Origin of the sequence: Alkalimonas sp. NCh-2 (assembly GCF_039631345.1) — a bacterium.
GTDB lineage: Bacteria > Pseudomonadota > Gammaproteobacteria > Enterobacterales > Alteromonadaceae > Alkalimonas > Alkalimonas mucilaginosa.
The window spans coordinates 33591-52187 of the sequence record NZ_JBDIUV010000001.1 but is presented as its reverse complement, the minus strand read 5'-3'; the positions used below and the strand labels follow the sequence as shown (position 1 = coordinate 52187).

The window sequence follows — 18597 nt, the reverse complement described above, 5'->3', positions numbered from 1 at the left end:
ATGGCGGAAAGTTCCAGTGGCGGTGAAAAGACCGAACAGCCCACCCCCAAGAAAATTGAAGATGCCCGCAAAAAAGGGCAGATAGCCCGGTCAAAAGACTTAGGTACGGCTTTTGTCTTAATCAGCAGTGCCACTGCTTTGTTGTTGTTTGGCCCTATGCTGGCCCGCAGGGTACTGACCATAGGGCAGCGTATGTTCACATTGCAACCGAAAGATGTATTTGACACGCAGTCGATGTTTTCGGCCTGGGGTGACATTATGCAGCTTTTACTGCCTCCGATGGTATTTATCTTTGCTTTTATCCTGGTGGCGGCATTTATTGGCAACTGCTTGCTGGGTGGTTTTAATTTTAGCTGGGAAGCCGCTGGGCCTAAAGCCAGCAAAATGAGTCCGCTAAAAGGGTTTAAGCGGATGTTTGGCTTGCAGGCAATGGTTGAACTGGGAAAAAGTATTTTGAAAGTCTTGGTCGTGGTTGGCATGGCACTGGGACTGTTGAACATGTTTTTCCGTGACATCATGACCTTATCGGTGATGAGTGCACCCAATAACATCGAAGATGCACTATGGATCTTAGGTTGGATGTTCTTTGGTCTTTGTTGCAGTGTGATCATTATTGCCCTGGTGGATGCACCTTATCAAGCCTGGAAGCACAACAAAGAGCTGATGATGACACTGCAGGAAGTAAAAGATGAGCACAAAAATATGGAGGGTGATCCTAAAATTAAAGCCCGCATCCGCCGCACTCAGATGCAGATGTCGATGAAGCGGATGATGCAGGAAATCCCTTCTGCGGATGTTATCGTGACCAACCCGACCCACTATGCCGTTGCACTGCGGTATAAACAAGGGCGGGACAGAGCGCCTGTCGTGGTGGCAAAAGGTGTCGATCAAATTGCACTGCAAATTCGTAAAATCGGTCAGCAGCATCGGGTACCTCTGGTTGAATCGCCTGCATTGGCCAGGGCCATTTATTACACGACTAGTATAGAGCACCCCATTCCGGATGCGTTGTTCTCTGCTGTTGCGCAGGTCCTTGCTTATGTCTATCAGTTGAATCTCTTTATCAAAGGCCGGGGCAAGCGCCCTCGCAAACTGGGCAAAGAACTACCTATTCCCAGCGATTATTACTACGATTAACGGTTTAATGCTAGTTGCTCTGACAAGTTGGAGCAATTTTTGCTTTTGTCCTGATAGCGCCAATTTTTTGTTGGGACAACCATGCAGTTAGCCAGTTACTTCAATCGTTTTGATCGCAGCAAGATGAATCACCTCAAAGGCTTGGGTACGCCATTTTTGATTATGGCTGCTTTGTCTATGGTGGTATTACCGCTGCCTGCTTTTTTGCTGGATATTCTGTTTTCCTTCAATATTGCCCTTGCTTTGGTGGTACTGCTGGTAACGATTTACACCTTGCGGCCATTGGACTTTGGTATTTTCCCTACCGTGTTGTTGATCGCAACCATTATGCGGTTGGCTTTGAATGTCGCCAGCACCCGGGTGGTGCTGCTGGAGGGACATCAAGGAGGGGATGCCGCCGGCAAAGTTATTGAAGCCTTTGGCTCTGTTGTGATTGGTGGGAATTATGCTGTTGGCCTGGTGGTTTTCTTTATTCTGATCATCATTAACTTTGTGGTTATTACCAAAGGGGCTGGCCGGATAGCTGAAGTAACCGCCCGTTTTACGCTGGATGCGATGCCAGGTAAGCAAATGGCGATCGATGCCGACTTAAATGCAGGTTTGTTAACACAAGAAGAAGCCAGTGCACGTCGTGATGAGGTGACACAGGAAGCCGACTTTTATGGTTCTATGGATGGTGCCAGTAAATTTGTCAAAGGCGATGCGATCGCGGGTATTGTGATTCTGGCCATCAACCTTGTAGGCGGACTCTTTATTGGCATGATCCAGCATGGTTTGACGTTCGGGCAAGCTGTGGAGGTGTATACCCTGCTGACCATTGGGGATGGTCTGGTCGCGCAAATTCCGGCGCTGTTGTTGTCCATTGGTACGGCCATCATTATCACCCGGCAAAACCGTTCTGAAGACATGGGCTCTCAGTTCACGGGCCAATTGGCCAATATCCGGGTGTTGTTTATAGCAGCCGGTGTGCTTGCCCTGATGGGAATTGTACCTGGTATGCCACACTTTTCGTTTATTTCTCTGGCATTACTGGTTGGCGGCTTTGCGTATTTTTTATACCGCAAGGAGCAGCAAAAAGGTGCCGAGCTGGTACGTCAGGGACCAGAACTGGATACCCGTCAGGAACCGCAAGCCGTTAAAGAGATTGGTTGGGATGATGTGCAGCCAGTCGATACCATTGGTTTGGAAGTTGGTTACCGGTTAATTCCTTTGGTTGATAAATCTCAAGGTGGAGAGTTGCTTACCCGTATTAAAGGGGTGCGGAAAAAGTTATCGCAGGAATTGGGTTTTTTAATCCCTGCGGTCCATATTCGCGACAACCTGGATCTGGAACCCAACAGCTACCGGGTGTCTTTGATGGGAGTTACTACCGGGGAATCAGAATTGCGCCATGATCACGAGCTGGCGATTAATCCCGGTCAGGTTTTTGGCACGGTAAAGGGGATTGCGACCCGGGATCCTGCTTTTGGGCTGGAGGCGGTGTGGATTGCCAAGGATCAGCGTGAGCATGCACAAACCTTAGGCTACACCGTGGTGGATGCTGCCACAGTCGTGGCGACCCATCTTAGTCAGATCCTCACCAACAATGCGGCCAGCTTGCTGGGGCATGAAGAAGTCCAAAATTTACTGGATATGCTGGGGCGGAGCTCCCCTAAATTGGTGGAAGCCCTGGTTCCGGAAACCTTGCCATTGACCACAGTGGTTAAAGTTTTGCAGAACCTGCTGAATGAAGGTGTGCCAATTCGGGATATGAAAACGCTGGTGCAAACATTGGTGGAGTACGGTGCGAAAAGTCAGGATGTGGATGTGCTGACCGCAGCCTGCCGCATTGCGCTGCGTCGGCTGATCGTGCAGGAGATCGCCGGCAGTCAACTTGAGCTGCCCGTCATTACTTTTGCTCCGGAGTTGGAACAAATGCTGCATCAGTCGATGCAGGCAGCTGGCAATGATGGCGGTGGAATTGAGCCAGGTTTGGCTGAGCGTATCCAACAATCCTTGCAGGAGGCCAGCCAGAGTCAGGAGCTTAATGGGGAATCCGCCATTTTACTCACGTCAAGTATTTTACGCTCTGTGATGGCACGATTTGTGAAGTACACCATTCCAGGGTTGCGAGTGCTGTCCTACCAAGAAATACCAGACGACAAGCAAATTCGTATTGTCAGTGTGGTAGGCCAGGCAAATTAGGAGATAGCCGATGAAAATTAAACGTTTTGTTGCCAAAGATATGCGTGCAGCTTTAGACGAAGTCAAAGAGTTTTTTGGACCGGATGCCATTATTATGTCCAATAAAAAAGTGGCTAACGGGGTAGAGATTGTCGCGGCTATCGACCCGGATGCAGCCCCTGCAGTGGCTATCAGTACTGAGACAGCGCGGCCTGTTCCTGCCTCCGGTCCTGCCGAACGGCGCAGTGTCTTCGGCCCACCCATACAACCAACAGAGCTGCAGCCGGATGAAGAGACTGACTCGCTGCGGGCTTTATTAGCCAGACAAATGAGCAAGCAAACGGCTCAGCCCGCAAAGTTTACAAAACCTGGGCCCAGAGCTGAGCGTCAAAACAATGGCGGTTCGAACATAGTCAGTTTGCAAGAGATTACAGCTCTGCAAGAAAAACAACAGCAAGCATTTCAGGCTCAGTTTGAAGCCATGCGCAATGAGATGCTATCAATGCGACAATTGTTGCAACATCAGGTATCTGGCTTGATGTGGCAGGATCTGGCTCGAAGTGAGCCGGTACGTGCCCTGATCATTGAGCAATTACGGCAAATGGGCTTGTCGGCAGCTATGGCCGATCAGCTGGCTTGCTTTATGCCTGAAGACATTCCTCATAGTGAGGCATGGCAAACCGCATTGGAATTACTTGCCGGCCAGTTAACAACAGGCAATAATGATATCATGCGTAAAGGGGGGGTGGTTGCTCTGGTAGGCCCTACCGGTGTGGGGAAAACCACCACGGTCGCAAAGCTGGCGGCACAGTATGCCCGTAAACATGGTGCTGAGCAGGTCGCTTTAATCACTACCGATACCTTTCGCATTGGCGCTTTGGATCAGTTATCCACTTTTGGCCGTATTATCGGTTGTCCGGTACGTCAAGCCAAGGACAGTGAAGAGCTGGCATTGTTGCTTAAGCAATTTGCCAATCGCAGTCTGGTATTAATTGATACAGCCGGTATGAGCCAGCGAGATGTCCGGTTAGCAGAAAAACTTGCAGCATTGATGCAGGATTCTCTTGTAAAAATAAAGAGCTATTTGGTATTGTCTGCAACAGCGCAGGCTCGGGTGATGCAAGAGAGTGTTGAGCACTTCAAACGTATTCCATTATCAGGTTGTATTTTTACCAAACTTGATGAATGCTTAAGCTTAGGTGAAATTATTAATGCAGCGCTACAAAATGCTTTACCGGTTTGCTATTTGACCAATGGTCAGCGCGTGCCGGAGGATATTCGCATTGCCCGGGCGGACGACATCGTAGCGCAAGCCGAAAAATTACGCATCGCACACAGTAGTACGGCTTATCAGTGGGACAGTATCGCTGAGGGCCGAGCGGAAGGAGCCTATGCATAGTCATGAGCACATCGATGATCAGGCCGCAGGTCTGAGGACAATGAAAACAAACATGGTCAAAGTTATCGCAATTACCGGTGGTAAAGGCGGCGTTGGCAAGACCAATGTCTCAATCAATCTCGCTATAGCCATCGCTCAGCTTGGAAAGCGCGTGATGGTGTTGGATGCCGATTTAGGCCTGGCAAACTGTGATGTTATGCTGGGCTTGCGTGTGCAAAAAAACTTGTCACATGTTCTCTCCGGGGAAGCTGAACTGGATGATATTTTGATTGAGGGGCCTGCTGGCATCAAAATCATTCCTGCCACTTCAGGTTCGCAGAATATGACCGAGCTTAGCCCGGCAGAGCATGCCGGATTGATTCGGGCTTTTAGCGAGATGAAAACCCGGGTAGATGTCTTATTGATAGATACCGCTGCTGGTATTTCCGATATGGTGATGAGCTTTTCCAGAGCTTCTCAGGATGTACTTGTGGTGGTTTGTGATGAGCCATCATCCATTACTGACGCCTACGCCCTCATGAAAATTTTAAGCCGTGACCATGATGTGCAGCGTTTTAAAATTATTGCCAACATGGTGCGAAGCTTAAGGGAAGGGCAAGAGCTGTTCGCAAAACTGACCCGGGTGACCGACCGGTTTTTAGATGTGAACTTAGAGCTGGTCGCCACTATTCCGTATGATGAGAATGTTCGTAAAGCGGCCAGAAAGCAACGAGCCTTCGTGGAGGCATTTCCCAAAACCGGAGCCAGCCTGGCTGTTAAGTCATTGGCAATGAAGGTGAGTAAATGGCCTGCTCCCCCGGGCGCTTCAGGGCATCTGGAGTTTTTCCTGGAGCAATTGATTCTGCCTCCAGATAAAAATCAACGAGGTTTAGCGTGAATGCGAAGCTGTCTGCTTATGGCGGAGCAGACCAACTAACGCAGTTGATTGAACGCCATGCTCCCCTGGTCAAACGTATTGCTTACCATTTGCTAGCGCGGTTGCCTGCCAGCGTACAGGTCGATGATCTGATTCAGTCTGGTATGATTGGGCTGATGGAAGCAGCTAAAAATTTCGATGGCAGCAAAGGGGCCAGTTTTGAGACCTTTGCAGGGATCCGTATCCGTGGCTCTATGCTGGATGAGATCCGGCGCGGAGATTGGACCCCCCGCTCTGTGCACCGGAACGCTCGTTTAATCGCCGATACCATTGCGGAATTGGAAGCAGAGCTTGGCCGAGATGTTAAAGATATAGAAGTTGCTGAAAAACTTGATATATCTTTAGATGAGTACCATCATATGTTAAGTGATGTCAGTTGTGGCCGAATTCTTGGAATTGAGGATTTGGGTGTATCTGAAGATGTACTGGCAACTGCTGATGAAAGAGAAACTGATCAGCTTTACGAAGCTCAGGCTAGTGAGGCTTTTCAGCAAAGTTTGGCTCTAACAATCAGTAGTTTGCCCGAGCGGGAAGCATTAGTGCTATCACTGTATTACAATGATGAGCTAAACTTGAAAGAGATCGGTGCCGTACTGAATGTCAGTGAGTCCCGGGTCAGTCAAATCCATAGTCAGGCACTGGTTCGTTTAAAGTCCAGAATGCAGGATTGGTTGTAATCAAAGTTATTGTACATGTCCGATAACGATTTTCTCAGCGGAGGGGATTTTGGATAAGAACATGAAAATTCTGGTGGTTGATGATTTCTCAACCATGCGGCGTATCATAAAAAATTTATTGCGGGACCTTGGTTTTACCAACGTCTCTGAAGCAGATGATGGTAGCACTGCATTGCCTATGTTGCAGAATGGCGATTTTGATTTTGTTGTTACTGACTGGAATATGCCAGGTATGCAAGGTATTGACTTGCTCCGAGCGATTCGGGCAGACGACAAACTGAAACACATTCCTGTGTTAATGGTCACTGCAGAAGCCAAAAAAGAGCAGATTATTGCTGCGGCTCAGGCTGGTGTAAACGGGTATATTGTAAAACCCTTTACTGCAGCAACCTTGCAGGAAAAACTATCCAAGGTGTTTGAAAGGATTGGTTAACCTGACTTAAACAAGGGAGTACTGCAATGTCCGCACTGACAGCGCCATCAATAACTCTGGAGCAAGCCAAAGAGCTGGTTCAGTTATTAGAGATGGGTGAAAACGAAGCGGCAAACCAATTGGTGCAACAAGTTGTTGTACCAGGTTCTGCAGAACTGTTCTCAGAGGTTGGGAAACTTACCCGTCAGCTGCATGATTCACTAAAAAACTTCCAGCTCGATCCTTCACTTAGTAGCTTGTTGGAAGAAGATATCCCAGACGCTAAGAAGCGTTTGAATCACGTCATCGATATGACCGAGCAAGCAGCCAACAAAACCATGGATGCTGTGGAGTCCTGTTTACCCATCGCTGATCAGCTGGGGCAAAATCTGCAAAGTATTTTGCCTGACTGGCAGCGTTTGATGACACGGGATCTTAAGGTTGGTGAGTTCAAGTCACTCTGTCATAGCTTAAACGGGTTTTTGGACCAGGCGAATACAGATGCTGGCACCCTGAATGGGCTACTGACCGAAGTTTTGATGGCTCAAGATTATCAGGATTTAACCGGCCAAATACTGCGCCGTGTTATTGAACTGGTTCGTGAAGTAGAAGAGAGTCTGATTGGTCTGTTAACCGCCTTTGGTGAAAGCAATCCAGACTTATTGCCCGATACCCCTAGACCTGCAAAAGCCAGGAAAGTGATCGCTGCAGCTGAGGCTGAAGGACCTATTATCGACGCTGAAGGGCGTGATGATGTAGTCACTGGACAGGACGATGTGGATGATCTTTTGTCGAGTTTAGGTTTTTAAAAAAGGTGACCAAGCATGAGCTTTGATATGGATGAAGACATTCTGCAGGACTTTCTGGTCGAAGCTGGTGAGATCCTGGAGCTGCTGCAAGAGCAACTGGTTGAGTTGGAGAATAATCCGGAAGACTCCAACCTGTTGAATGCGATTTTCAGAGGTTTTCATACTGTCAAAGGTGGGGCTGGTTTCCTCTCGCTGGCAGAGCTGGTTGATGCGTGTCATGGTGCAGAGAATGTTTTCGATATCTTACGTACCGGCAAGCGTCAGGTTACAGCCGAGTTGATGGATGTGATTTTGCAGGCCCTGGACACTGTCAACGCCATGTTTGTGCAGGTGCAAAACCGTCAGCCATTAACACCAGCCGATCCAGCCTTATTGGATGCATTGCATCGATTAAGTGAGCCTGATGATGGCTCAGGTGCTGCACCAGCACCAGCACCAGTTACGCCTGTCAACGCTCAGCCTGAGCCTGCACCTGCACCAGTTACTTCGGAATCCAATGTCTCTGGCAGTATTGATGAAATCGATGAGGATGAGTTTGAACGTCTGCTGGACGAACTGCACGGTGGTAAGGCTCCGGGCCACAGCCAGGCAGCAGCTCCAGGGCTGACTGCAGATATGCAGGGCGACATGACCGATGACGAGTTTGAAGCTATTTTAGATCAGCTGCATGGTAAAGGCTCTTTTAAAGCAGACGACAGCGCTGCTCCGGCTGTTGTTGCAAAAGCTCCTGCTGCCAAAGCGGGCAAAGATGATGAAATCACCGATGATGAGTTTGAGTCTTTGCTGGATGAGTTGCATGGCAAGGGGCTTTCACCACAGGCAGGAACAGATAAACCTGTTCCGCCAGAGCGTAAGCCTGCGCCTAAGGTTCCTGAAACACAAAGCAGCAGTGCTGCTCCGGCTGCCGCCCCGGCTCCGGTTCCCTCAGCAGCTTCATCAGCAGCTAAGCCTGCCGCTGCTTCACCGGCTCCACAACCAGAAACCACTGTTCGGGTCGATACAAAGCGGCTTGATGAGATCATGAATATGGTCGGGGAACTGGTACTGGTGCGTAACCGTCTGGTAAGTCTTGCTACCAGTACCAAAGATGAAGAAATGGGTAAAGCCATAGCTAACCTGGATGTGGTGACAGCCGACATCCAAGGTGCCGTGATGAAAACCCGTATGCAGCCCATTAAGAAAGTTTTTGGCCGCTTCCCCCGGGTTGTGCGTGATCTGGCCCGTTCACTGAAAAAAGATATTGTGCTTGAGCTGGAAGGTGAAGAAACCGATCTGGATAAAAATCTGGTGGAGGCATTGGCTGATCCTTTAGTCCACCTGGTACGAAACTCGGTCGATCACGGTATAGAGATGCCAGATGTGCGGCAAGCCTCCGGCAAAGACCGTACTGGTAAGGTGAAATTAGCTGCCGAGCAGGCTGGGGATCATATTTTGCTGACCATCGAAGATGATGGTGCTGGCATGGATCCGGAAAAGCTGAAAGGGATTGCTATTAAACGTGGCATACTTGATGTCGATGCTGCTGGCAGAATGTCCGATACGGAAGCTTTTAATCTGATTTTTGCTCCCGGATTTTCTACCAAAGAACAAATTTCTGATATTTCCGGCCGTGGCGTTGGCATGGATGTGGTTAAAACCAAGATCACCCAGCTCAACGGCAGTGTCCATATCAATTCCGAGCTTGGCAAAGGCACTTTACTGGAAATCAAAGTTCCGTTGACGCTCGCTATTTTACCTACCTTGATGGTGGTGGTTGGTAAGCAAACCTTTGCCCTACCGCTTGGTACCATTGATGAGATTGTGCAGTTGGATCTGGCCAAAACCAACAATGTGGATGGCCAGCTTACCATCATCGTCCGGGATAAAGCGATACCACTATTTTATCTCGAGCACTGGCTGGTGAAAGGCTCCAGCAAATCTGTCCGCCGAGAGCATGGGCACGTCGTTATTTTACAGCTGGGTACGCAAAAAATTGGTTTTGTGGTCGATTCATTGATAGGCCAGGAAGAGGTGGTCATCAAGCCATTGGATAATTTACTGCAGGGCACACCTGGCATGGCCGGAGCGACCATTACGTCGGATGGCGGTATTGCGTTGATACTGGATGTACCAAGTTTATTAAAACACTACGCTAGAAAATCGAAAATCAAACTTGAGCGATTCAATAAATCAGCGACCTAAAGCGAGTGATGAATGGCATTAAAAGTGTTGGTGGTGGATGACTCCAGTTTCTTCCGTCGTCGTTTAACAGAAATTCTAAACGCCGATCCTGAGCTCGAGGTCATTGATACAGCGAACAATGGTCAGCAAGCGGTTGATAAAGCCATAGCGCTTAAGCCCGATGTGATCACGATGGACATCGAGATGCCGGTGATGGATGGCATCACGGCCGTGCGTGAAATTATGAAGCAACAGCGCACGCCAATCTTAATGTTCTCCTCGCTTACCCACGAAGGGGCTAAGGCTACTCTGGATGCGCTGGACGCTGGTGCGATAGACTTTCTACCTAAAAAGTTTGAGGATATCGCCAGAGACAGAGATGAGGCTGTAACTCTATTGCGTCAACGTGTGAAGGCTGTAGCCCGTCGCCGACTCAGTAGTCGCTCTGTTGAAACCGCGCGGCCTGCACTAACCCGTACCAGCTTTGAACGGCCTAAACTTTCAGAGCGGATGAAAGAGAACCCACCTCCTTCCCGGCCGCTTACGGGGCCCACTTTTAAAGCCAGTGGTAAAAGTTACAAATTACTTGCTATCGGAACTTCTACCGGAGGTCCTGTTGCATTGCAAAAGATTATCACTGCTTTACCAGCGAACTTTCCGGTGCCTATCATCTTGATTCAGCATATGCCAGCTGCATTTACCGGTGCTTTTGCTTCCCGTTTGAACGGTTTGGCTAAAATTTCAGTCAAGGAAGCTGAAGACAATGATGTATTGAAACCTGGTGTGGCTTATTTAGCGCCAGGTGGTAAGCAAATGCTGGTGGAAGGCAAAGCTGAACAAGCCAAGCTTCGTATCAAAGACGATGACTCACCCCGGATTACTTTTAAGCCAAGCGTGGATATTACTTTTGGCAGTGCTGCCCGGGTATATCGTGATCAGGTGTTGGCCGTCATTTTAACCGGCATGGGTTCCGACGGGCGTGAAGGCGCTCGTTTACTTAAACAATATGGCTCTCGGATCTGGGCTCAGGATGAAGCCAGTTGCGTTGTCTATGGCATGCCCCAGGCAGTTGCAGCAGCCGGCTTAATGGATGTAGAAGTTAGCCTGGAAGAGTCTGCCAGTAAATTAATAGCTGAAGTGATGCATGGATAAACTTGCGTTAATAGGTTTTTTTGTTGCCATCGTAGGGGTCGTGGGAGGCTTTGCGCTGGAGGGGGGCTCCATCCTCACTCTGCTGCATTTGCCGGCATTTATTATTGTGGTGGGTGGCACTGTGGGGGCAGTGATGATACAAACCCCTTTGCCACAATTTAAGCTGGGTTTTCAACTGTTGCCCTGGGTAATTAGAGGGCACAACTTACCAACCACCAGCATGGTGGATCGCATTATCGAGTGGAGCAATGCAGCCCGTAGCAGTGGTTTTCTGGCTTTGGAAAATATTGCATTGGAAGAAAAAGACCCTTTTGTGCATCGTGGGCTTAATTTGCTGGTGGATGGCGTTGATCCCAAAGTCCTTCAAGATACGCTGGATGCAGAGCTGACGTTGGAGCGTGAGCGCCTGCTTCGTGGGGCGAAAATTTTTGAAGCCATGGGAGGTTATAGCCCGACCATTGGTATTGTTGGGGCCGTACTGGGGTTGATTCAAGCCATGGCCAATATTACCGAACCAGAGTTACTAGGTCTGGGTATTGCGACCGCTTTTGTTGCGACGATTTATGGTGTTGGTTTCGCAAATTTAATTTTTGTACCAGTAGGAAATAAACTGAAAAATCTGGTGCATCAGCATACATTGCATCATGAAATGATAGTTGAAGGCCTAATCTCTATTGCCTATGGTGAAAACCCCCGCACCATTGAGCGCAAATTGAATGCCTACCGTGCGGGGTAACAACGGTTATGTACCGGCATAAGAACAAACACCAGAAAGTTGAAGCCGAAGAGTTGGATCGATGGCTGGTGTCGTACGCCGATTACATGACGTTAATGTTCGCTTTATTTGTCGTGTTGTACGCCATGTCGATTGTTAAAGACGAAGAGTACCGTGCTTTATCCGATACCCTGACGAAAATATTTGAGCGACCGGATCGAAGTGGCACCGGCGTGGAAGGTACCTCTGTGTTGCTGGAGCCAGGCCCGCAGAGTGAGCTGGATTTGTATGGTGCGTCACTGGAGCCTGCCAAAGGCCCTGAGTTGGTTGCTGATGCCACGGAGTTATCGGATGTCACTGAGCGTTTACTGGGCTCACCTTTAAGTTCGCTGGAAACAGAGTTGCAAGAAGCCTTAGCGCATTTAATGGAACAGGGTCTGGCAAAAGTTGAGCAGGATGACAACTGGTTGACCATCGAACTGAACAGTGGCTTATTATTTCCTAGCGGCAGTGCAACTGCGACTCTATCCGCTCGGGCCGTGCTGGATGAAATTGCCAGCATCATAGTGCCAATCAACAACTTTATCCGGGTTCGTGGCTATACTGATGATGTGCCAATCAATAACGAGCTCTTTGCATCCAACTGGGAGTTATCGGTTGCCCGGGCGACGTCGGTGCTGCGGTTGTTGCAGGATTTGGCAGTAGCACCGCAGCGTATGGCCATCGAAGGCTATGGCGAGTATTACCCGACAGCAGATAATTCGACCCCGCAAGGGCGGGCGGAGAATCGGCGGGTCGTGATAGCTATTTCCAAGTATGGCTACCGGGCCGAAGACGCTACGATTGATCTGGCGGAACCCCCGACAGAGATCCCAGCGGAAGTGATCCAACAACTGGAAAGTATGACGCAGGATGATGGCAGCATTCGGGTGATCAGGCTACCAGGTGGTGGCATTCGAATTACAACTCGGGACGAAGAGCAAACAGAGCCTTCGCAGCAACAGCAGGAACCTTGATGTGGTGGTATGGACAATAGCAAATCAGAAAGGTGGGGTTGGTAAAACTACTACCACAGTCACGCTTGGAGCCTTACTGGCCGAGCGGGGACATCGGGTTCTTTTGGTCGATATCGATCCTCATGCATCCATGACCTATTATTTCGGTATTGATGCGGAAGAGCTGGAAGTGAGTGTTTACGATATTTTTATTCGTGGCAAAGATATCACCCGGGAAGAGATCCTGCAGTCGCTCTGCCCAAGTGGTATGGACAAACTCGATATTTTGCCTTCCTCCATGGCATTGGCAACGCTCGATCGATCATTAGGTAATAAAAATGGCATGGGGCTTATTTTAAAGAAAGCATTAGCCAAGCTGACTAAGGATTACGATTTCATTTTGTTGGATTGCCCACCGGTGATGGGGGTTTTGATGGTCAATGCACTTGCTGCCAGTGACCGGGTATTGGTACCGGTGCAAACTGAGTTTCTGGCGATTAAAGGCCTGGAACGCATGATCGCAACAATGGGATTGATGAAGCATTCCCAGCAAAAAGACTACAGCTTTACCATTGTACCTACCATGTACGATAAGCGCACCAAAGCATCGTTGGAAGCCTACAAGGAGCTAAAAGCCAAGTACAAGGATAAAGTCTGGTCGGCCGTGATACCAGTGGATACCAAATTTCGGGACGCAAGCCTTGCGCAAACACCACCATCAGTTTTCGCACCACGTTCGCGGGGCGTCTTTGCTTACAACACGCTGCTAAGTTATTTATTGCAGTTGTCGGCGGAGTCAGCGCATGTCTGATCGCTATGCCAGCAAAAAGGTCATGCAGCATTATCTGACTGCTTTACTAACTGACGACGACGTGCCGCAACAGCTGACGCGGCAAGAGCCGGACGTTAAACAGAAACTTGAATCTTTGCTGGCGAAAGTCACCACCACCAAGGTAGCTGCAGAGCCTGCTATTGTGCGCAAAGCTGCACTGGTCCCGGTGGAGCCAAAAGAAACAAAGCCGGCTGTTGCACCAAAACTCGATACTGCAGAGCTGCAGCAAGCTGTGGTCAGCCGTAAATCACAGCCTGGATTTACAGCCGAACAGGTGCTGACGGAGAAATCTTACCGGCAGGGGGATTTTCAAGCGCTATTCTTTAGTGTGGCTGGCTTGACGGTTGCTTTGCCTTTAAAAGAATTAGGTGGGATTCACAAGTTAACATCAATCAACACCATGCCTGGTAACCCCGCCTGGTTTAAAGGGGTGATGTTACAACGAGAGCAAAAAATCAATGTGGTCGATACTGGGCTTTGGGTGATGCCAGAAAAATTTACGCTTGAACAAGCTGAATCGCATCAGTATCAATATGTTATAATGTTAAGTAACAGTGCGTGGGGTTTAGCTTGTGATAAACTGATTAATACAGTGACTTTATCTCAAGATGACGTAAAGTGGCGAGAAGCAGCGGGCAAACGGCCCTGGTTGGCTGGGCTGATAAAGCAGCACATGTGTGCTTTACTTGATGTGGATGCTTTAGTTGGCTTGTTACAGCAGGGGCAAGGGCGATAGAAGTAAGCTGAATACTGTGGGCTATACAACCCGCGGATGAGGAGCAGGAATGAGTAATGTAGCAAAGCAGAGCGCAAAAGATTCAGCAGACGGTGATCAGGTTCTGCAGTGGGTCACTTTCAAGTTGCAGGATGAGATCTATGGCATCAATGTTATGCAGGTGCAGGAAGTTTTGCGCTATACCGAGATTGCTCCGGTACCCGGAGCACCAGATTATGTTGTTGGAATTATAAACCTGCGCGGCAATGTGGTTACCGTGATTGATACCCGCACGCGTTTTGGTTTGGATGGTTCAGATATTACTGATAACACGCGTATTGTCATCATTGAGTCCGATAAGCAAGTGATAGGTATTTTGGTCGATAGTGTAGCCGAAGTGGTTTATCTGAAAGTATCGGAAATAGATACGGCTCCGAATGTTGGCAATGATGAAAGTGCGAAGTTTATTCAGGGCGTTACCAACCGTGATGGCGAGTTGCTGATTTTGGTGGATTTGAACAAATTGCTGACGGACGAAGAGTGGGATGAAGTTAGCGCTTTGTAATGAGGTAGTCGCATGATGGTTTGGTGGCTGGTGGCACTGACATTGCTGGTAGCATGGCTGCTATGGCGCAGCTTCCAGCTTGCGGCCATGCAGCAGACCGATGTAACTGACAGCTTGTTGCAACAGGCTCCGGCAGATGAGCATCAGCAGCAGCTTTCTTTGCTTCGAGCTGAATTAGCCGAGTTACGGTCTGGGGTTATCGGTGTTGGTCAACGGGTACTGGATCTGGAATCGCGGCTGCTTGAACAACAGCAATTGCTGGCGGCGCAAGGGGAGCAGTTGCAAGCGCTGCAACTGACAGAGCCTGAATCCAAAATATACAGCAGAGCGATGAAGATGGTACAGCTTGGAGCTGATTTGGAAGAGATCATGCGCGAGTGTGAACTGCCAAGGGCTGAAGCCGAGTTGCTGTATAACCTGCATCAGCAAAAGTCTTAAGTTTTCAAATCAATGCGCTGATGGATGTTGTGCCATTTATCCGGGAATTTTCCTTGCAATACATACGAAAAAGCAATCAGTTCGGCGATAACTACATACAGCTCTTTGGGTATAGAGTCACCCAGTTCAATCTGACTGAGTAACTTACTTAGCTCTTCATCTTCGTGCACCAGAACGCCGTGCTCTCTGGCAACCGCCAGAATGTCTTCAGCGAGCTCACCGTGGCCCTTTGCAATCACTTTGGGGGCAGCTTTGCCATCGTACTTGAGTGCGGTGGCCGACTTTTCTTTTTTCATCGTCAAACTCCTCAGGCTTGCACGGTAATCAAGCTGCTGTGCTTAGAGAATAAAGTGTCAGGTACTATACCAAGCTGGCATTCGGCTTGTTCTACGGTAATGCCCTGGGCCACCAGGCGTTCAGTTAATAATGGCATAAATTGCTTAGCCAGTGTCTGTGCCTGGCTTTGCTCTGTGTAAATCTGCAAGCTTAAACGATTCTCCTGCAAGCGGGCTGTGGCCATCAACTTGCCCAGCTCCAGTAAATCGAAGTGCATGGTGAGTTGCCATATACGGGCTTTGTTACCAGTTGCCGACGATGACTCCTCGCGTTGTTCAATCTTTAGTTGCAGCTGAGTGCTTTGTTGCTCCAGTTGAATGGGCAGTTGCAACAAAAACTGATTGGGAGTTTGCTGTTGCAATTCAGCACTGGCGAGTTGGCTCTGTTGTATAGCATTGCTGTGGCTTGCTAGTTGACGCAACAGCTGACCAGCACTTTGCGAGTCCAGCTGTTGCAGCAATGGGGTTAAGCGTTGTCCTGCGCTTTGCAAAGCAGTTGAAGCAGGACGCTGGCTTAATTTACCGAGCAGCAATTGAATGGCGATAGCCAGGGTGCCGGCAGCGCTGCTGCTATGCTGTGTTGGTTGCTGCAAGGGATGGAACTGCAGTATGGCCTGGAGGTGCTGTTGTATTTGTGCGGCAGGTAGCACCTGCTGTGGTCCGGGTAACTGTTGGCGGATCTGTTGCAACGCTTGTTGTAGCTCTGGCGGTAGTTCTGGCAAACTGGCCAGCCGAGCGGGACTATCCGCCAGCACGGGCAATAACGAGCGCCAGGCAGCATCCAATAACAGCCGCGCAGTTGGTTGTGGAGTTGAGGCGGGACTCTTCTGCAGGATACCTTGTTGCCATTGTACAGGGCGGTTAAATGCTTCGGGGGCAAGTATCAGCTTTTGGTCGTATTTGTGATGCGATTGAAACTGCAATTGCCAGTGCTGAGATTCCTGCTGCAGGGCAATCTGATAGCTACCAGATGGCAGTCGCACTTGTGGCAATGGCATCATCAAGCCACCCAATTGCAGGTATTGTTGCTGCATACGGGCAGGTATAGCATGCTGTTGAATACTCTGTGCCAGACTATGCAGCAATTGCTGCTGCAACTGTGTTGGCAATGTCAGTTGCTGGTAGAGAGGCCGGGGGCTGGTCTTTGCAATAGCCGGCTCATTTGTACTGCCAGTTGAGAGTGGCATAGCCGCTGGTGCCAGCGCAGATTTTGGTTGTACTTTGGGTTGGATATCAAGAAATAAACTGGGCTCTTGTCCTGTGCCAAGACTGATGCTTGTCTGGACCCGTGCCTGTGGGTGTTGTGCCAAGAGGGATTGAATCGTTCGGTGCAGTGCATCTGGCAGAGTCAATACCGGGCCTTGTGGAAGCTTGATCTGACTTTGTTGCGGATTGCTAAGAAGCTCTACCACCAACTGTGTTGCCGAACTGACAGCTCCTGTTGGAGGGCTGGAGTGGCCGGTATGAGGCCAGTTCAGAGCCAGAGTCAGAGCCTGCTGTTGATTCAATGGAAAGCTTTGCAGCGCTTCACCTTTGGTTTGAATATGAATTTGAATACGGCCATCTGGTAGTTGTTGAAAGCTGGCTTGCATTGGCGTGCCATTGTTGGCTGACATACTTTTGGGCAAGTGTAGCTGAAGTATTCCCTGGCTGGTTGATAGTTGCAACAAACGGGCACCCTGTACCGGATCGGTCAGCAAAACGCCGTGATAGCTTTTTTCTGGTTGCAATGTAATAACAGCACTGCTGCTCCGTCCGTTAGCTGCAACCTGTAGTAGCGGCTCAAGTTTGATCGGGTTCATGTTTTTGTCATTTTTACCATGCTTGTGCTGTCCTGATGCGTTCGTATTCCAGTTGGAATATGGTAAGATCCGCGCAAATTTACAGGAGGCCATAGTGACCGACTTTCTACGCGCCCGCGGTTTAAGTTGTATCCGCCAGGACAGAGTACTGTTCCAAGCGCTTGATCTTGAGTTGTCACCTGGCCAGCTGTTGCAAATACAAGGTAAAAATGGCGCAGGTAAAAGTTCATTGTTACGCCTGCTGGCCGGTTTGTCCACTCCGGATGATGGAGAGATCTTATTTCAGGGCCAACCCTTGGCAGTGCAGGCTGAACACTATGCTGCTTCTTTATGTTATATCGGCCACCACAGCGGTATTCATGAGCAATTGACAGCAATGGAGAATATCGCTTTTTGGCGGGCGGCTTACCAATTACCCTACAGCGATAGCATGCAGCTTTTAGGTTCGCTGGGGCTGGCCGGTTTAGAAGATGTGCCTTGCCGTATGTTATCTGCTGGCCAGCAACGGCGGGTATCCCTGGCCCGTCTTTGGTTAACCAAAGCTCCTCTATGGATCCTTGATGAGCCTTTTACGGCACTAGATCAGCAAGCCATCCAGCGTTTACAGCAATGCTTTCATCAACACCTGGCCGCTGAAGGGGCTATTATCGTGACCACGCATCAAGCCTTGAGTCAGGATTTTCCCAGTTTAAGAACTATGGAGCTGGCGTACCGATGGTAATGACTTTTTTACGCCGGGAGCTGGTTTTATTGGGGCGACAGAAAGCTGATTGGCTGAATCCGTTATTGTTTTTTATCATTGTACTGACTTTGTTCCCATTAGGGGTTGGACCAGAGCCAAATCAGTTACGTATAATGGCCCCTGGTATTGTATGGATTGCTGCGCTACTCAGTGTATTGTTGGCTGCAGAGCGGTTGTTTCGTGATGATTACCGCAATGGCGTGATAGAGCAGTTGGTTGCATCCAGGCAAGGATTGATGGCATTTGTACTGGCAAAAGCTGCCGCAAACTGGTTAAGCACAGGTTTGCCGCTGGTATTGCTATCGCCTGTTGTTGCTATGTTACTTGGTGTTGAGTCAGCGGCTTTTGTTGCCATGATGCTGACCCTGCTGCTGGGGACACCTTTGCTGAGTATTCTGAGCGTACTTGGTGCAGCGCTGACTATGTCTGCCGATAAAGGCGGTATTTTACTGGCGTTGCTGATTTTGCCGCTGTATATCCCATTGCTGATTTTTGCCAGTGCAGCAATTGAAGCTGCCAGTATGGGGCTACCCTACAGTGGACAACTTGCTATTCTGGTTGCCATGCTTTTTTTAGCGTTGGCTTTGGTGCCGCTGGCTGTAGCCAGTGCTTTGCGGATTAATGTGAGTTAGT

19 protein-coding genes are annotated in these 18597 nt (G+C 49.2%); 17 read left to right on the top strand and 2 right to left on the bottom strand.

Going from position 1 to position 18597, the window contains the following annotated elements:
- The 15 genes from flhB to ABC502_RS00210 all read left to right on the top strand — a co-directional run bounded on the left by flhB (nucleotide 1) and on the right by ABC502_RS00210 (nucleotide 15085).
- Entirely contained in the window at nucleotides 1-1137 is a 1137-nt protein-coding gene (flhB, locus tag ABC502_RS00280) for a flagellar biosynthesis protein FlhB (protein WP_330088401.1), read from the top strand.
- An 81-nt stretch (nucleotides 1138-1218) separates the two neighbouring features.
- On the top strand, nucleotides 1219-3321 hold the full coding sequence (flhA, locus tag ABC502_RS00275) for a flagellar biosynthesis protein FlhA (RefSeq protein WP_345914519.1): 2103 nt from the start codon (nucleotides 1219-1221) through the stop codon (nucleotides 3319-3321).
- 10 nt (nucleotides 3322-3331) lie between these two features.
- Nucleotides 3332-4699, top strand: coding sequence for a flagellar biosynthesis protein FlhF (flhF, locus tag ABC502_RS00270; protein WP_345914518.1), 1368 nt, complete (start codon nucleotides 3332-3334; stop codon nucleotides 4697-4699).
- A complete protein-coding gene (locus ABC502_RS00265) occupies nucleotides 4692-5576 on the top strand; it encodes a MinD/ParA family protein (RefSeq protein ID WP_345914517.1) in 885 nt (294 codons plus the stop codon). The genes flhF and ABC502_RS00265 overlap by 8 nt, the downstream gene beginning before the upstream one ends.
- The gene (locus tag ABC502_RS00260; RefSeq protein ID WP_330088405.1) at nucleotides 5573-6292 is read left to right on the top strand and encodes an RNA polymerase sigma factor FliA; all 720 of its coding nucleotides are present in this window, start codon (nucleotides 5573-5575) and stop codon (nucleotides 6290-6292) included. The genes ABC502_RS00265 and ABC502_RS00260 overlap by 4 nt, the downstream gene beginning before the upstream one ends.
- 49 nt (nucleotides 6293-6341) lie before the next feature.
- On the top strand, nucleotides 6342-6725 hold the full coding sequence (cheY, locus tag ABC502_RS00255; RefSeq protein ID WP_330088406.1) for a chemotaxis response regulator CheY: 384 nt from the start codon (nucleotides 6342-6344) through the stop codon (nucleotides 6723-6725).
- Between the two features lie 26 nt (nucleotides 6726-6751).
- Nucleotides 6752-7513: a protein phosphatase CheZ gene (locus ABC502_RS00250; protein WP_330088407.1), complete on the top strand. Its 762-nt coding sequence runs from the start codon at nucleotides 6752-6754 to the stop codon at nucleotides 7511-7513.
- Between the two features lie 15 nt (nucleotides 7514-7528).
- The gene (locus ABC502_RS00245) at nucleotides 7529-9694 is read left to right on the top strand and encodes a chemotaxis protein CheA (protein WP_345914516.1); all 2166 of its coding nucleotides are present in this window, start codon (nucleotides 7529-7531) and stop codon (nucleotides 9692-9694) included.
- Between the two features lie 12 nt (nucleotides 9695-9706).
- Entirely contained in the window at nucleotides 9707-10825 is a 1119-nt protein-coding gene (locus ABC502_RS00240; RefSeq protein WP_345914515.1) for a chemotaxis response regulator protein-glutamate methylesterase, read from the top strand.
- Nucleotides 10818-11561, top strand: coding sequence for a flagellar motor protein (locus ABC502_RS00235; protein WP_330088410.1), 744 nt, complete (start codon nucleotides 10818-10820; stop codon nucleotides 11559-11561). Before ABC502_RS00240 ends, ABC502_RS00235 begins: the two co-directional genes overlap by 8 nt.
- An 8-nt stretch (nucleotides 11562-11569) precedes the next feature.
- A complete protein-coding gene (locus tag ABC502_RS00230; RefSeq protein WP_330088411.1) occupies nucleotides 11570-12556 on the top strand; it encodes an OmpA family protein in 987 nt (328 codons plus the stop codon).
- A 1-nt stretch (nucleotide 12557) separates the two neighbouring features.
- A complete protein-coding gene (locus ABC502_RS00225; protein WP_330088412.1) occupies nucleotides 12558-13346 on the top strand; it encodes a ParA family protein in 789 nt (262 codons plus the stop codon).
- Nucleotides 13347-13509: 163 nt separating this feature from the next.
- A complete protein-coding gene (locus ABC502_RS00220) occupies nucleotides 13510-14103 on the top strand; it encodes a chemotaxis protein CheW (RefSeq protein WP_345914514.1) in 594 nt (197 codons plus the stop codon).
- A gap of 49 nt (nucleotides 14104-14152) precedes the next feature.
- Nucleotides 14153-14647, top strand: coding sequence for a chemotaxis protein CheW (locus ABC502_RS00215; RefSeq protein WP_330088414.1), 495 nt, complete (start codon nucleotides 14153-14155; stop codon nucleotides 14645-14647).
- Nucleotides 14648-14659: 12 nt separating this feature from the next.
- The gene (locus ABC502_RS00210; protein WP_345914513.1) at nucleotides 14660-15085 is read left to right on the top strand and encodes a DUF2802 domain-containing protein; all 426 of its coding nucleotides are present in this window, start codon (nucleotides 14660-14662) and stop codon (nucleotides 15083-15085) included.
- Here the strand turns inward: ABC502_RS00210 and ABC502_RS00205 are convergent.
- Both ABC502_RS00205 and ABC502_RS00200 read right to left on the bottom strand, forming a co-directional pair.
- The gene (locus ABC502_RS00205) at nucleotides 15082-15381 is read right to left on the bottom strand and encodes an EscU/YscU/HrcU family type III secretion system export apparatus switch protein (RefSeq protein WP_345914512.1); all 300 of its coding nucleotides are present in this window, start codon (nucleotides 15379-15381) and stop codon (nucleotides 15082-15084) included. The genes ABC502_RS00210 and ABC502_RS00205 overlap by 4 nt on opposite strands.
- Before the next feature lie 11 nt (nucleotides 15382-15392).
- Nucleotides 15393-17222, bottom strand: coding sequence for a flagellar hook-length control protein FliK (locus tag ABC502_RS00200; protein ID WP_345914511.1), 1830 nt, complete (start codon nucleotides 17220-17222; stop codon nucleotides 15393-15395).
- A 94-nt stretch (nucleotides 17223-17316) separates the two neighbouring features.
- Between ABC502_RS00200 and ccmA the strand changes: the two genes are divergently transcribed.
- Nucleotides 17317-17943 carry a cytochrome c biogenesis heme-transporting ATPase CcmA gene (gene ccmA / locus ABC502_RS00195; RefSeq protein WP_330088418.1) on the top strand — a complete coding sequence of 209 codons (627 nt, stop codon included), beginning with the start codon at nucleotides 17317-17319 and terminating at the stop codon, nucleotides 17941-17943.
- Complete coding sequence (gene ccmB, locus ABC502_RS00190; RefSeq protein WP_330088419.1) at nucleotides 17937-18596, top strand: heme exporter protein CcmB; 660 nt, start codon at nucleotides 17937-17939, stop codon at nucleotides 18594-18596. Before ccmA ends, ccmB begins: the two co-directional genes overlap by 7 nt.
- The last annotated feature ends 1 nt before the right edge of the window (nucleotide 18597 follow it).

Bases quoted from the DNA above. Each gene is read 5' to 3' on its own strand.
- flhB (WP_330088401.1), top strand. From the start codon at position 1: ATGGCGGAAAGTTCCAGTGGCGGTGAAAAGACCGAACAGCCCACCCCC.
- flhA (WP_345914519.1), top strand. From the start codon at position 1,219: ATGCAGTTAGCCAGTTACTTCAATCGTTTTGATCGCAGCAAGATGAAT.
- flhF (WP_345914518.1), top strand. From the start codon at position 3,332: ATGAAAATTAAACGTTTTGTTGCCAAAGATATGCGTGCAGCTTTAGAC.
- ABC502_RS00265 (WP_345914517.1), top strand. From the start codon at position 4,692: ATGCATAGTCATGAGCACATCGATGATCAGGCCGCAGGTCTGAGGACA.
- ABC502_RS00250 (WP_330088407.1), top strand. From the start codon at position 6,752: ATGTCCGCACTGACAGCGCCATCAATAACTCTGGAGCAAGCCAAAGAG.
- ABC502_RS00245 (WP_345914516.1), top strand. From the start codon at position 7,529: ATGAGCTTTGATATGGATGAAGACATTCTGCAGGACTTTCTGGTCGAA.
- ABC502_RS00240 (WP_345914515.1), top strand. From the start codon at position 9,707: ATGGCATTAAAAGTGTTGGTGGTGGATGACTCCAGTTTCTTCCGTCGT.
- ABC502_RS00235 (WP_330088410.1), top strand. From the start codon at position 10,818: ATGGATAAACTTGCGTTAATAGGTTTTTTTGTTGCCATCGTAGGGGTC.
- ABC502_RS00230 (WP_330088411.1), top strand. From the start codon at position 11,570: ATGTACCGGCATAAGAACAAACACCAGAAAGTTGAAGCCGAAGAGTTG.
- ABC502_RS00215 (WP_330088414.1), top strand. From the start codon at position 14,153: ATGAGTAATGTAGCAAAGCAGAGCGCAAAAGATTCAGCAGACGGTGAT.
- ABC502_RS00210 (WP_345914513.1), top strand. From the start codon at position 14,660: ATGATGGTTTGGTGGCTGGTGGCACTGACATTGCTGGTAGCATGGCTG.
- ABC502_RS00205 (WP_345914512.1), bottom strand. From the start codon at position 15,381: ATGAAAAAAGAAAAGTCGGCCACCGCACTCAAGTACGATGGCAAAGCT.
- ABC502_RS00200 (WP_345914511.1), bottom strand. From the start codon at position 17,222: ATGAACCCGATCAAACTTGAGCCGCTACTACAGGTTGCAGCTAACGGA.
- ccmB (WP_330088419.1), top strand. From the start codon at position 17,937: ATGGTAATGACTTTTTTACGCCGGGAGCTGGTTTTATTGGGGCGACAG.